At 42.3% G+C, this 13,076-nt stretch carries 13 protein-coding genes and 1 CRISPR repeat array (1 of these 14 running past the window's edge); all 13 genes read right to left on the bottom strand.

Annotated elements, in window-relative coordinates:
* Nucleotides 1-2,258: direct repeats of the CRISPR family, unit length 36 nt; unit sequence GTTTCAATTCCCTTCCGGGAATTAGTGTCTTTCCAC; it reaches 299 nt to the left of the window's first position.
* A gap of 611 nt (nt 2,259-2,869) precedes the next feature.
* A complete protein-coding gene (cas2, locus tag VNN20_06700) occupies nt 2,870-3,148 on the bottom strand; it encodes a CRISPR-associated endonuclease Cas2 (protein HWP91869.1) in 279 nt (92 codons plus the stop codon).
* A gap of 4 nt (nt 3,149-3,152) precedes the next feature.
* Nucleotides 3,153-4,769 (bottom strand): CRISPR-associated endonuclease Cas1, encoded by a 1,617-nt coding sequence (gene cas1, locus VNN20_06695; GenBank protein ID HWP91868.1) that lies wholly within the window; start codon nt 4,767-4,769, stop codon nt 3,153-3,155.
* A gap of 47 nt (nt 4,770-4,816) precedes the next feature.
* A complete protein-coding gene (locus tag VNN20_06690; GenBank protein HWP91867.1) occupies nt 4,817-5,395 on the bottom strand; it encodes a hypothetical protein in 579 nt (192 codons plus the stop codon).
* 3 nt (nt 5,396-5,398) lie between these two features.
* On the bottom strand, nt 5,399-5,794 hold the full coding sequence (locus VNN20_06685; GenBank protein HWP91866.1) for a hypothetical protein: 396 nt from the start codon (nt 5,792-5,794) through the stop codon (nt 5,399-5,401).
* A 52-nt stretch (nt 5,795-5,846) separates the two neighbouring features.
* Entirely contained in the window at nt 5,847-6,932 is a 1,086-nt protein-coding gene (csm6, locus tag VNN20_06680; protein ID HWP91865.1) for a CRISPR-associated ring nuclease Csm6, read from the bottom strand.
* Nucleotides 6,929-8,182 carry a TIGR02710 family CRISPR-associated CARF protein gene (locus VNN20_06675; GenBank protein ID HWP91864.1) on the bottom strand — a complete coding sequence of 418 codons (1,254 nt, stop codon included), beginning with the start codon at nt 8,180-8,182 and terminating at the stop codon, nt 6,929-6,931. The genes csm6 and VNN20_06675 overlap by 4 nt, the downstream gene beginning before the upstream one ends.
* Complete coding sequence (locus tag VNN20_06670; GenBank protein HWP91863.1) at nt 8,182-8,727, bottom strand: Uma2 family endonuclease; 546 nt, start codon at nt 8,725-8,727, stop codon at nt 8,182-8,184. The genes VNN20_06675 and VNN20_06670 overlap by 1 nt, the downstream gene beginning before the upstream one ends.
* Nucleotides 8,728-8,764: 37 nt before the next feature.
* Complete coding sequence (locus VNN20_06665) at nt 8,765-9,163, bottom strand: type II toxin-antitoxin system VapC family toxin (protein ID HWP91862.1); 399 nt, start codon at nt 9,161-9,163, stop codon at nt 8,765-8,767.
* The gene (locus VNN20_06660; GenBank protein ID HWP91861.1) at nt 9,151-9,405 is read right to left on the bottom strand and encodes an AbrB/MazE/SpoVT family DNA-binding domain-containing protein; all 255 of its coding nucleotides are present in this window, start codon (nt 9,403-9,405) and stop codon (nt 9,151-9,153) included. Before VNN20_06660 ends, VNN20_06665 begins: the two co-directional genes overlap by 13 nt.
* 419 nt (nt 9,406-9,824) lie before the next feature.
* Nucleotides 9,825-10,604 carry a CRISPR-associated endoribonuclease Cas6 gene (gene cas6 / locus VNN20_06655; protein HWP91860.1) on the bottom strand — a complete coding sequence of 260 codons (780 nt, stop codon included), beginning with the start codon at nt 10,602-10,604 and terminating at the stop codon, nt 9,825-9,827.
* Nucleotides 10,601-11,707 (bottom strand): putative CRISPR-associated protein, encoded by a 1,107-nt coding sequence (locus tag VNN20_06650; protein ID HWP91859.1) that lies wholly within the window; start codon nt 11,705-11,707, stop codon nt 10,601-10,603. Before VNN20_06650 ends, cas6 begins: the two co-directional genes overlap by 4 nt.
* A gap of 11 nt (nt 11,708-11,718) precedes the next feature.
* Nucleotides 11,719-12,615: a type III-B CRISPR module RAMP protein Cmr6 gene (gene cmr6, locus VNN20_06645; GenBank protein ID HWP91858.1), complete on the bottom strand. Its 897-nt coding sequence runs from the start codon at nt 12,613-12,615 to the stop codon at nt 11,719-11,721.
* Nucleotides 12,612-13,076, bottom strand: coding sequence for a type III-B CRISPR module-associated protein Cmr5 (cmr5, locus tag VNN20_06640; protein ID HWP91857.1), 465 nt, complete (start codon nt 13,074-13,076; stop codon nt 12,612-12,614). Before cmr5 ends, cmr6 begins: the two co-directional genes overlap by 4 nt.

Here is a 13,076-nt window from a genome sequence, read left to right as displayed (position 1 = left end):
AGGTTTCAATTCCCTTCCGGGAATTAGTGTCTTTCCACAGCCTCGTCCTGCAGCATCTCAAACAGTGTTTTATTGTTTCAATTCCCTTCCGGGAATTAGTGTCTTTCCACATGATCGGTTGATGGACAACGGGTTAATAAAGTGTTCTAGGTTTCAATTCCCTTCCGGGAATTAGTGTCTTTCCACCTGGTTATCCAGTCATCGGGAACGTGATAACTACCTTAAGTTTCAATTCCCTTCCGGGAATTAGTGTCTTTCCACATGGCCAATGATCCACTATTCAATGACGACACAATTCAGTTTCAATTCCCTTCCGGGAATTAGTGTCTTTCCACCATCTTGAAGATGGAAGCAACTCACCGATGGTCAAGATGTTTCAATTCCCTTCCGGGAATTAGTGTCTTTCCACAAAATGTAGGTCTTCCTTCCTTCCGTGGCAAAAAATAAAAGTTTCAATTCCCTTCCGGGAATTAGTGTCTTTCCACAAGGCATTTCAAAACACTGAGAGACTTTTTTAAAGGTGTTTCAATTCCCTTCCGGGAATTAGTGTCTTTCCACTTCAGCGAAATCAAGGTCGTTGTCTATGATTGATAGCGTTTCAATTCCCTTCCGGGAATTAGTGTCTTTCCACAAAAAGTGTCTTGTCCCTGACAAAACACAATTTGTCAGTTTCAATTCCCTTCCGGGAATTAGTGTCTTTCCACTGGAACCCGGAGAAGGCCGAGAAGATTTGCCGGTTCATGTTTCAATTCCCTTCCGGGAATTAGTGTCTTTCCACAAATTATGGATAGTTTTTACTTACGTTCGGGAATACGTTTCAATTCCCTTCCGGGAATTAGTGTCTTTCCACAAGACATTTTTCAAAGAGAGGTAACCTAAGATGGAAAGTTTCAATTCCCTTCCGGGAATTAGTGTCTTTCCACATGAGTCCAGCAACAACCTTTGGTGGCAGCAAGGTTAAACGTGTTTCAATTCCCTTCCGGGAATTAGTGTCTTTCCACGTATTCGACAGAAAGACTAGAGAACGCAGAAAAAAAGTTTCAATTCCCTTCCGGGAATTAGTGTCTTTCCACCCAAGTCCTAAAAGCAATATTGCCGCAATATTGCCACGTTTCAATTCCCTTCCGGGAATTAGTGTCTTTCCACGGAGGTGTATAATGAATAAACAAGAAAGAAAATTAAAGTTTCAATTCCCTTCCGGGAATTAGTGTCTTTCCACATAATAGAAAAATCAAATGTAGACTTCCAATCATGAAGTTTCAATTCCCTTCCGGGAATTAGTGTCTTTCCACATCAGATAGAAAAGCTCCAAGCCCAACTAGCCGAGAAGTTTCAATTCCCTTCCGGGAATTAGTGTCTTTCCACGTAAACCTAAAGAGTCTTGATACAATCAAGATTCAGTTTCGTTTCAATTCCCTTCCGGGAATTAGTGTCTTTCCACGGTATACACAAGAAAAGCTAACACCAGCCCAGTATGATGTTTCAATTCCCTTCCGGGAATTAGTGTCTTTCCACAGACTGACCCTAGTTTTGGCAGGAAGGTGTGGCTAGTGTTTCAATTCCCTTCCGGGAATTAGTGTCTTTCCACTAAAGCAACTGGTTGGTCAGCAGATAAGTATATGGAATGTTTCAATTCCCTTCCGGGAATTAGTGTCTTTCCACTTTATTGCAGAAATTATGCAAAAGATTTGGTTGTAAGGTTTCAATTCCCTTCCGGGAATTAGTGTCTTTCCACGTAAGTAATTTAAGGTGGTTTCTAAAAGAAGTAGCAGTTTCAATTCCCTTCCGGGAATTAGTGTCTTTCCACGAAAACAAACATGACAAAAGTACGAAGAGTTTGGAATTACGTTTCAATTCCCTTCCGGGAATTAGTGTCTTTCCACAAATGCCATGTCTAGAAACAAAAAAAGTATGGTGAAAGTGTTTCAATTCCCTTCCGGGAATTAGTGTCTTTCCACTTGCTTTAGCTATCTTCTCTTGGTATGCTTTTTTGGCTTTCCGTTTCAATTCCCTTCCGGGAATTAGTGTCTTTCCACGCATAAACAGCATATACAACCCCAGTGCCCATTTTTAGTTTCAATTCCCTTCCGGGAATTAGTGTCTTTCCACAGCGGCATCCGCGAACGGGTAACGGCTCGTCGCGCCCAGGTTTCAATTCCCTTCCGGGAATTAGTGTCTTTCCACCGGATGAAGCAGGATTTTACCGAGATCCGCCTACACCCGTTTCAATTCCCTTCCGGGAATTAGTGTCTTTCCACAGCACCCTCGAAACCCTGAATGTTTTAAATGAATTACAATGCAGTTTGCGAGAATGCTCATTTGCATGGGACTTATCCAATTGACCCTTTTTGCCCATATTCTTTAACTTCCCTGAAACATTAAATATTTTCTCATCGAGCATCTCCCACGTTATTTGTGTTTCCTCGACGCTCGAAAAGTAGTGCCTGATACTAGGTTTGCGATTTTGGTTCATCCCTGAGAACTGAATCCTAAATATTGGCCTGCTTGGTTTCAATTCCTATAGGGTTAGAGGTTTTTTTTTCATTCATTTAAATCTATAAAGGAGGTTAATCATGATAAGAATAAGAGCTCCACCAATAATATGTTTGCATTCCCAATCCCATGTTTGCAAAGTATTCAATTGTCAAAGAACGTTAAGGTAACGATGCGTCCTTAACCCCAATCCTATTAAAATCCAAAAACTTTGTCAAGCTCATATTAGTTTTTTTGTTTTTAATTCTTAATTCTCCCTAAACACTAAAGAATAAACACTAAAAACTGTAGTTCTATTCAATTGTCAAAGAACCTACGTGTCCCCAGTTGGCCTTTTTCACCATGTTATAAAAATCTGAATCTGGTGTCAAGCTCTTCAAACCACAACCACTTCATCGGGCACAATCTTTTTTCTTATCCCCACTCTCTCCGTTCTATCCCAGCACCTCGGGCAAAGTTCGTAATAGATAACGGTGTCTTCGTCTTTATCAATCACTCTTTCCACCTTATCTTTCATCAGAAGGAAGTCCTGATCACTTAGCTCGCACTCGAAGACACTAAACTGGACCGGGATCCCATAACCCTCAAGAGATTTAAAGAGCTTAATTCTTCTCTTGTCATCTGATATGTCATATACGACAATTAGCCTTCTCATTTTATTATCTCACCAAAAAAGGCATATATTCGTCAATCTCCCCGGTCAGGACCTTTGCCAGGAACCTTGCTTGTATTTCAAAGACCCTTCGATAATTTACCCGGTATTCAAACACAGGATGCACGATCTCGGTTTGGACTCTTCCTGCATAAGCCCTAAAAAATGCCTCCCTTCCATCTTCTTCGAAAAATACTCCTCCGAACTTCTCTTTGAAATCCTTCTCTGCAACCATTCCCTTATTTAGCAAAGTTAACACCAAGGAATCAACTATCACCGGGCGAAACTCCTCCATAAGGTCGAGCGCAAGCGCGGGGCGCCCGTATTTTGTAGAATGAAAAAACCCGATATAGGGGTCTAGTCCGGCTGTGGACAAGGATGAAACCATATCGCCGACAAGTACACTATATCCGAAACTGAGAAGCGCATTCACCGGGTCGCGGGGCGGGCGCTTTGTCCTTTTTTCAAAATCAAAGCCGAACGCCTTTGGTTTAATGAGCTTCCCAAACACACCGAAATATTGCCTGGTTGCTATTCCCTCAAAACCTAAAAGTTCATCTTTTCTTCCGACCGTTTCCAATCTATCTATTACGTTCTTGATTTCAACGCATGCTTTTTCTACTTCACTATCCAAAAGTTCTCTATTCTGTCTAAGAAGAAGCGTGCGCATGTTGGAGAGCTTTCCCATGACAAAGGCTTTTGAAACCTTCAGAGCGAAGACTTCATCTAGGTGTGATTTGTATTGTGCTAATCGGAGAAGCGAATTTTTGTTCTCCTCTGGAACGAATTTCCCTTCGAACCTGCCCCAGGAGGATTGGTACATTATCTCCACGTTCATTCTCAGCAGGAATTTTATGGCTTGGGTAGAGATATTGGCGTTTGAGAAAAGAACAAGCTGGCTTAGATAAGAAGCAGGCATTTCTGCTATTACCTCTTTCTCTTTCGTAACAATAATTTTCCCGCCTCTCTTTCCCACGTAAGCTCCATGTTCATCCACGTAAAGAACCCTTCCCGTGTGAAGTTCGGGGATAATGCGCTTGGTCAAAGGTTCTTTTTCCTTCAATGACTTGACTTCGAAGGGAAGACAGATTGAAAATAGAGCACATCCCGGGCATCTTTCATCGGCCACCGGTTCAGGGATTTCACCCTTATAGAGAATCTCTCGCGCATTGGCTATCGTCTCCAGGGAGGTTTTTCTTAGTTCGTCCGTGAAGTCGACCCTTCTCCTAGTTTTCGAAACGGAGTAGTAGATGTATCCATAGGGAATGGATTTCCCGGTTTGCTCTTCTAAGAGCATTGCTTCGAGACAAAGTTGAACGTCGTCCCGTAAACTCTCTTTTAATTCTCCTCTTTTGTATTCTATCGGGTACAAACTACCTTTTTCCTCGACAGCATCGAGCACCCCTATTATCCCTAAGGTCTCAGAGGAAAGGCTCACTTCCCTGATTTGTATTTTTTCTCGAGTTTTAACTTTTTCCCTCTCGTTCCTTTTCTCATCCTGGAGTGTGCCTTCAAGCACAAATTTGTTTATTGCTTCTGCCCCTTCGCAGGCGCGGTAGTAAAAATTGCGGGGGCAGAAAATAATTTCAGAAACTAGAGATATAGGCAGAAGCTCGTCCCACATGGTTTAGTGTTTGGTGTTTAGTGCTTAGGTTAATGCTTAAGATTAATTTATCCCCTTTTTATGGAGGGAATTCTTAAGTATCTACCCCTTTCAAAATGATACGGCTCTATGTCATAGTGGGAAATACCTACCCACTGTCCGATTTGGAATGCCAATACGACGGGCATGGATAAGACGAGATGGATCTTAGGACCCTTATGGACAGTATTTACGGTTTTCAAGAAATCCGCTATTCTGACGGCTATCCCTGGAAACTCTGCCGGGTCGATTTCTCTTACCGATGAGACTACGTATTCTACGGATTTCCCGAATTGAATCCTGACGTCATCCTCGGCGGTTCGGGAAAGTTCTACCACAAATATTATCTCTCTGTCTGAACCAGCCATTTTTAGATACTCTTCGACGGCTAATGGGTCTTTGGTCTCGACGAACCTCTTGTAAGCAGAGAGTAGACCCTGGCCCAGGTCTCCTCCGAGTGAAATATCTTTTTCCTGAAATTTAGTTGATTCTGGTGTTATTAGCCGGTTTCGCTTCTTGATTTTATTCGTGCTTGCTCCTGAGATTACCTTTCCTAGAATCAAAGTGGTAACACTTTGAATTACCGCATCCAATACTGGTTCAATCATTTCTTATCTGATATTAATTAGCTTGTTGTTCTCGTCGTACTCGACGACGATCCTACGGCACTCGCCCGAGGCATCGCTGATGACCTCAACCGGGGTCCCCACCACTTCCCATAGCCCCAGCGTTAAAACGTCCATGATGCCGTGTCCTATGGCCCGCCCGGTAGAGGCTTCTTTTCCTCTACAGGCGATAAATGTATCCGTATTCGTGGTAACCGACTCCGGGTTTCCCAGGTTAGCCCTGATAACGGCTCTGTCTTCTCCCGTCTTAAGCACCGATAAATCAGTATCAGGCTTACCATGAAGGGCCATTCCTACACTGCACGAACCAAGAAGCAAAGATAAAAGAGTGATCGAAATTCCATTCATAATCATCCACCATTTTAAGGCTTTTATACCCATTTTAAGCCTTATAAGGGTGGAAGAAATAGAAAACAACCTTTCGGAAATATTGCTAGGGTAAGACCAAAGGCTTTATTCTCGATTTGTCGATGCGGATTCCGTAGCGGGTGGCCCCGTACACCCTCTTGCCGGGCTCGAAGGTGGTTATCCTGTAGTGGAGGGCAAGGGCGGGATTGTCCAAGGCATCTTCGATTTTCCTGTTTATCTTGCTAATGTCCTGGAGGATATTTTCCCTTCGGAATTTATATCTCTCTAAGAGGGCGTCTGGATGTGTTTTTCTGATGTAGCTTACTATCTCTTCAGGGTTTAGGGCGTTTGCTCCTTTTAGCTGTCGAAAGCCTGTATCGCCGGGCAGGGTCCTTCGCATCTCGGCAAAGTAGGAGTAAACTGCTATAAGCTTCGGGTTAAGATTTATCTCTTTTCGTCCAATCCTTATACACCTTTTCTTTAAATCCACCTGAAGAGGCTCGGGCAAAGGCATCGCATTAATCTCCTTTTGCGCTGCACTGACTATTCTGCTGAAAGGAGTTTTCCTTGAGACCAACAGGTTGGTTATTTTCTCTCTTAACTTGAGGTAGGGAATCTCGGCAAGGTCAATAGAGGTTTTCCTTTCGGCGTTTATTTTAGGATAGAAGAAATCTTTATCCCTCTCCGATTTTTCATCGACGAGAACATGGGAGAGAGTATCCTTCGGCCTTCCAAATAGTATCAAGGCGTAAGCCAGGAAAACGGACATGGTTTTTCTTCCCCCGGCAACGGAGCAATGAAGAATGGTGTGGGGGTCTTCGGTTTTCTCTCTTATAAATTCGGTAATCTGGTCTGCTACAAGCTCGTTATCCCTGGCCGTACGAATGTCTTTTAGAGGTTTTCCTCTTGAATCCCGAAGAAGGATAATAGACTTTTCGTCGAATTTAATCGACGAAGGCTTGAGCTTGCAGTGTTTACAGAATTCAAAGAACTTCCCTTTATCTTTATCCAGCAGCTTCTTGAGAATTTCCCGCTTACCATCCGAGGTGGTTATAACATAGATTTCCGAAATCTTATTTTTAGGCTTTTTTACTTGAGTGAGATAGTAAAGTGTCTCGGTGATTACCTGGGGTGTTAGACCGGCGACTGCGATCAGGATTTCTTTCTTCATTCCCATGAAAGTTTCGGAAATTCAACCGGGTTATCCGCTCCCGTCTTTTTTAGGAGATCATCAACGATGGCAGACAGCTTCTCAAAAGCTTCCTTTGAGACGGGAGTTACCCCGTGGGCAAGGATAGAGCTGTTTCTCACGCCGAGGATTTTATTAATTTCGTCTTCACGCTCGAAGAAAAGCTGGCCGAACCGGTTGTTAGCTTCACTCAATACTCTAAAAGTGTCGTATAGGGGGATTCTGACTTTTCCGTCGTGTGCGGTATGCTTTCTTTTCATTTCATCCCTTAAGGATTCCGGTAATTCCTCGACCTTAACATCCGAAGTCGGACATCCAAATTTCTTCTGAAACTCGACCTGTCCTATCATCTCAAGCGCCCGATATAGCCTGGCCACGGCGTCGTCATACTTTCCCTCTTCAGCTCGCCTTTTTGCATTATAGAAAAGGTCAAAAACCATGTAGATGTGGATGTCTTTAAAATTTTTAGTCTTATCGCTCATATCTTTCAAAAATCCGAGACTAAGGTTTACACGCTCAAGAAAACCGCTCAGTATTCCGTCCGATTTGTATCTTAGATGCTCGGCCAGTTTGTCCTTAGATCTTTCTATGGTCGTTAATGCCGTCTTATGTTCAAAGCTATCCCACAGCCTGTACCCTTCGATAAGTTCCGAAAGGCTCTCATAAATAGCTTTATCCAAGCCTCCAAGAACCGCTGTTAATTTCCGGGCTATGTCTCTTGCCGCAGAGAATTGGTAGCCGTTAAGAAAGAGAGCTATCTTCTTTCTCTCCTCGACCAGGAGAACCCGCCAAGGACTGAGTCCCGTCTTAACCTCTTCAAACCCGCTCACTACCACTCCGAGCCCGCTTTTTGTTCTTTCTTTTCCCCCCACGTACGAAAACTTGTAGCCTTTCGTAACCGTAGCCAGAACCAGAGCCGCACTCATGGTCTTCGTGCCGCCGGTGTAATCCACTATGACCTCCTCATTAGGAATACCTTCTTTTTCTATTGCGGTTGCTAATTCAGATGCTATTTCATAACAGTGAACCAGGTCATCCACGTCTTTCACCATACCGAAATCTATTTCTGGAGAGAAGCCATTTTCATCCAGGAACGCTTTTACTTTAGGGTATTCTTTGGCGTTACTTTCCTTCGATACAAGGAAAAAGATGTAATCGGGTTTATGCTCTTCGATTGATTTTATGATAGGCTCTGTTGTTCCGCCAAGGGAGACTATAAGTGCTTTTGGCATTACTTAAAGATCTCTTTTAGAGGTATCCTCAGCTTTCTGAGGAGGGGAGATTCCAGTTGGTCTCTAAAGAAGAACGTTCCCAAAAACTCGAATCCCTCTTTCTCTAGAGTCATGACCTCGATAAATCTCCCAACGGGTTCAACTATCCAGTATTCTTTGACCCCGTGCTTTTCGTAAAGGTATTTTTTAACTATCTTGTCCCTTTCAAGAGTACCGAGAGATAGGATTTCTACAACCAGGTCTGGAGCGCCTTTTATGTTATGCTCGGTAATTATTCCCCTGTTTTCATTGTAAATAAAAAGAATATCCGGCTGGACGACGTCGTTCTCGGAGAGCACAACGTCAAGTGGAGCACAAAGAACCGTTCCTAATCGCTTCTTCTTGACATGGCTTCTGAGGGAATCCCAAAGGTTTCCCAACACAGCTTGGTGGTAGGTATTTGGAGATGGAACCAGGTATAGCTCTCCCTCGATAAGCTCATACCTTTTATCATCTTTTAGGTTAATGTAGTCTGTATAGGTGAATTTGATTTGTTTTTTGAGCATGTTCCGGCCTTAAGAGCTTTGAATAATCTTCATTATATCATTTAATCCATATAAGCTTTAATCCGTCAACAGTCTTAAATTCCTCATCGCCGGTCAAAACTCCGGCATTAAGTTCTAGGGCTAGGGAAATGCAGAAGGCATCCGCATATGAAATAGAATGCCTGCCCTTTATTTTACAAGCCTCCCTTATTCTTTTTGTTGTCGGTTCTGCAAAGACTATTGGGTAATACTTTCTTCCTTCCCAGAACTCTTCCGCCTCCGGCGTTTGTCCCCGTTTCATCAGCGTATAATAAACTTCCCCCCAGTTTAAAAGATTCATGTAGGCTTCAATTTTCTTTTTGGCGCTTCTTTCAAGAAAATCTTCCACGATTTCATAACCTTTTTCTTTCTCGAGTAAGCTGAGTATGGCGAACGCATCGAGGACTACTTTTTCCACTTTTTATCCCTCTCCCTCTCTTTTTTCTTATCTGCCAGGTATTCTCGGATTAAACCTTTTCCCTTAAAGGTTCCTATCCATTCCCTCCAATGCCTCTTCCTTTTTTTCAAGGGTCTTAGGACTATGAGATTGTCTTCTCCGGCGGTTTCAACCTCTAGTATGGTGCCCTTCTCAAGGCCGAGCCTATCCCTTATCTCCTTTGGTATTACTACTTGTCCCCTTTCTCCAACTGTAGATTTCATATTCATACCTCTTAAGTATGAACTTAACTTTTATTGCTAGAGAAGTCAATGGATTAGGGATTAGATTGGTCTTTTTCACTTGTCCCCTTTCCCCTATCCCTACCCCCCTAACCCTGAAGGCAGTTTTTAGTTGATAGTGTTTGGTTTTTAGGGAATAACGCCTTAACCCACCATTGGCCTTTAAATCTAGCTCTAGGTAGGAATAATGATATTAATTCTTTTCCCTAACCACTAAAGACAATCCACTAAACACTGGCCTCGCCCTGTTGATGGCGTTTAATTTTTAGGGGAATGGCCCCTTGTAACCATGGGCATTTAATTCCGGGTCTGGATGCAGCAATGATGCAACTTCACATCCCTAAACACTAATTCCTAATCACTCTATCGTAGTGGAGTCAAAAACCGCTGTCAAGCTCAAATTACAACCTAACCGTCTGCCCCATGCCCATCGTGGTTTTATAGCCAACACCGGCAAAGAAGGCAAAATCGGCGAGGGTGTTTATCTGCTTCTTCGTTTCATCCGACATTCCCTTTGGAAGTTCATAGCTGCACGTTCCCTTAAAACCTATGATTTTGTAGTTGGAAAACTCCACAAGCTCCGTCCTAGTGTTATATCGAGTAACCCTGATTTTAGAAAACTCTTCTTCCAATTCTTTTGGGAACTTTATACTTGAAAAAGCATTCCATTTTTTAAGAAGAGATGAAAAGACCAGGTTCGGCTCAGGAAATACCTTCTGCCCTCCGTGACTTCTGAAGGAGGTAGGCGAGAGGAAGCGAAGGGAAATTTGGCCCTCCGATTTTGCTTGATTTGCAAGCTCTTTAAAGTTCGTGACCTTTATCATTTTCATATTGGAAAGCTTTATTTCCTTTCCCCCTAGATTGGCGGGTTTTCTATTACCTAAAGCTTTGTTTAGAGCAAGCATAAAAGCCTCGGTCGGTGAGTCGGTGAAAAAGCTTATTTGAAAGGAAGCCTTGGAATCGGGCTCTAAAACAACCCTTCCGTCTGTAAGCTTGGCACCGGAGACAAAGGGCGAGACGGTTACAGGCTTTGTTTCTCTAGTGTTATGTAAAGACGAGGCTAAATTGCTATCCTGAGCCTTCAGTAAATTAAGGAAAAGTCCGTATAGGGTCTCACCACCGAGTCCAGGAAGCTGTATTTCTTCATTTGAGTTGAGTTCTAGGGAAAGTTTGGTGATCATATTAAAAGCTCTTCCAGTCCCTTTTTTATGACTTCAAATTGTTTAGGATATTGAGCAGTGGTTCTAACTCTCAATGCTATTCCTTCATAATATATATGAAGTTCATCTCCTATAATTTCTATCTTTTTATCAGAGGGATTACACCCTTTTAAATACCAAAAGTCATCTATCCGATCGTGATTTTTTAATTTCTCTCTAAACTTTTCAAATTTGCCAGTCCTTGATGGTTCTTGCTTTAACTCCCTCAAGTGGTCTTTCTCATCTGGAGATTTCTTGCTTTTGGGGGCAAGGGGTGGATTGTCTTCTTTGTATTTTTCCCATATTGCAATTCCTATTGCAGAAAGAGTGACGTAACCTTTTTCTTCTTCTATTAATGCTATGCACTGTTTATACTTCTCATCATCTATACCTTTTCTAAATTCATCATAGGGGATGCTTGTTTCTAAGTCTATTCTATAGAACTTGTCCTTTAGTTCTTCGATTATTTTAAAGTTGTATTCTAAGGGCAGTGGGGGGAGTTCGATAAGGCTTTGGGTTTCCTCAAAAATATAGAAGACAGGGATTTGAAAGAGCATGCCGAGAAGAGTTGTGTAAGGAACGACGGCCTTAAAACCGCCTGTAGTATTTAAAATCAATTGATAATGGTGATTTTCAATAATTTTGGTCGCTTTATCAATATAATTTCTAACTCCAGTTTTCTTAAAAAGCTCTGGATTAGAGACTTGTAGTCCGTTAATTTCTTCGAGTTTTACATCACAACCAAACTCCTCCTCGATGAAATCTTTGAGAACTTCTGCACACAATTTTCCATCTATCGTTTCGGTTGCGAAGAGATAAACCACGTCGCTATTACCGATTCCTAGCTTAAGCAGACTCTTGATTTCAGCGGATGATTTATCCAAATCAGTACTTTTATCAAGATTCAAGCTTTTCAAATGACTTAGGCTTTCTTTTTTTAGAACGTCATATTCCCTGCGATAATTATCTAATTCTTTAGAGGGCTTACCTTCGATTCCGTCGGCGTAGTTCTTTAAATTGGTCTTTTTCTCTACTAAGTGGTAAATCAAAGATGTTCCGACTGTTGTAAGAACCATCTTTCTCATGGCTTCCCCCTCTACTCAAAATACCCATATCCTGCACTTGTCTTCGCCCCGACTCCAAGTTCTTTGAGGGCATTTTCAAGCCAACCTTTAGCTAATTTGGCAAGGTGTTCTTCTTTAGAAGCCACAGCGAAATAAAACTCTGCTCCTTCACCTACGGTTAGAAAGAAGATAGGATTAGGACTCAGGTAATCTGCAGGTGGTGTTTTGCCAGATGGGTCGCTGTAGTAATCCTGATAGTGCGGGTTCATTATATCCAATTTGAGTTTGGGGAACTTGACGGGAATCGCATCGAAAAAAATTACTTTGCCTTGACTCGGCTTTTCTGAAGACTGAGAGCCAAATACGTCAGTAATTTGCTGGTCAGAGTCAGGTATGTTTTCCACCGTGTTCGCATAGGCCTTTGCTAATCCCTTCAATCCACTCCCTGGAATTATTGGGAAACCATAGATTCGATGAAAGGTCATGCTTGTCTCAAGAATACTGCCGGAGCCAAGCCCGACAACCATCCGCCACTGGGTTTTTACATTACTAAGGCGTTCCACTTTCCATCCGCTTTTTTCCAGTGATGAGAGGGTGGCTTTGAACCGTTCAAAGTAATTCCTAAGATGTGAGGAGGCTTCACTAGCTGAGTTGCTAGCAACAGTAACGGCAGGATTGTAAACCGTCTTTTTATCTAAAAGTTGTGCCTTGCTCTTTCTTAATCTCTCAAACTCAGCTTCTAAATTTGTTGCTAGCCAGTTTACGTTCCATTTGACATACTTGGAAAGCAAAAGACCTATGTTTTGACATGATGTTTGATTTTTCTCGATAATATTCCATACATCACTTGACAATGGAAAGACCACCATTTCTCCTGCTGGAGAAGAGTGTGGTTTTCCTTTGCCTCTATCTGTTCCACGTTTATTCATTGCCCACTCTCCTCAGGTGGCAATACAGCCTCGGCAAAGCGCTTTAGCCAGTTCAAAAATGCCAGAGTCTCGGTTGTGGCTTGGCGGTATTTTGCACTATCTCCGCTAATGACTTTTTGAACCAACTCACCCTGCTCATAAATCTTACTTTCACTGATGAGCCAATTGCTTAGGTGTTCGTATAGTAACTCATGCTCACCGCCCTTTGATTTGAAGAATGCTAAAGTTTGTCCCAGACCATTAATCAAAACCAGAACAGGAGTTTTTAGTGCTAACGACCTATATTTTTTTCTAGCTTCTTCAATCTTTCTTTTTTTCTTGTCTTGGTCTTGTTTATCTTTCTCACTCAAAAGTTTTTCTTCTATCTCTTTATTGAGGTTGTTCACAAAATCCCAAGCCTTGCTCGCCCTCTTTTGCTCAAGTGTTTGTATCAGGCTCTCTTTTTTCTCATCTTTTCCCAT

This window comes from Thermodesulfobacteriota bacterium, assembly GCA_035559815.1.
Classification (GTDB): domain Bacteria; phylum Desulfobacterota_D; class UBA1144; order Nemesobacterales; family CSP1-2; genus DATMAT01.
This window is presented reverse-complemented; position numbering and strand designations above follow the sequence as displayed.

What these genes read in the sequence shown, in the direction of transcription:
- cas2 (HWP91869.1), bottom strand. Translation starts at nt 3,148, where the DNA reads ATGAGAAGGCTAATTGTCGTATATGACATATCAGATGACAAGAGAAGA.
- cas1 (HWP91868.1), bottom strand. Translation starts at nt 4,769, where the DNA reads ATGTGGGACGAGCTTCTGCCTATATCTCTAGTTTCTGAAATTATTTTC.
- VNN20_06690 (HWP91867.1), bottom strand. Translation starts at nt 5,395, where the DNA reads ATGATTGAACCAGTATTGGATGCGGTAATTCAAAGTGTTACCACTTTG.
- VNN20_06685 (HWP91866.1), bottom strand. Translation starts at nt 5,794, where the DNA reads ATGGGTATAAAAGCCTTAAAATGGTGGATGATTATGAATGGAATTTCG.
- csm6 (HWP91865.1), bottom strand. Translation starts at nt 6,932, where the DNA reads ATGAAGAAAGAAATCCTGATCGCAGTCGCCGGTCTAACACCCCAGGTA.
- VNN20_06675 (HWP91864.1), bottom strand. Translation starts at nt 8,182, where the DNA reads ATGCCAAAAGCACTTATAGTCTCCCTTGGCGGAACAACAGAGCCTATC.
- VNN20_06670 (HWP91863.1), bottom strand. Translation starts at nt 8,727, where the DNA reads ATGCTCAAAAAACAAATCAAATTCACCTATACAGACTACATTAACCTA.
- VNN20_06660 (HWP91861.1), bottom strand. Translation starts at nt 9,405, where the DNA reads ATGAAATCTACAGTTGGAGAAAGGGGACAAGTAGTAATACCAAAGGAG.
- cas6 (HWP91860.1), bottom strand. Translation starts at nt 10,604, where the DNA reads ATGATCACCAAACTTTCCCTAGAACTCAACTCAAATGAAGAAATACAG.
- VNN20_06650 (HWP91859.1), bottom strand. Translation starts at nt 11,707, where the DNA reads ATGAGAAAGATGGTTCTTACAACAGTCGGAACATCTTTGATTTACCAC.
- cmr6 (HWP91858.1), bottom strand. Translation starts at nt 12,615, where the DNA reads ATGAATAAACGTGGAACAGATAGAGGCAAAGGAAAACCACACTCTTCT.
- cmr5 (HWP91857.1), bottom strand. Translation starts at nt 13,076, where the DNA reads ATGGGAAAAGATGAGAAAAAAGAGAGCCTGATACAAACACTTGAGCAA.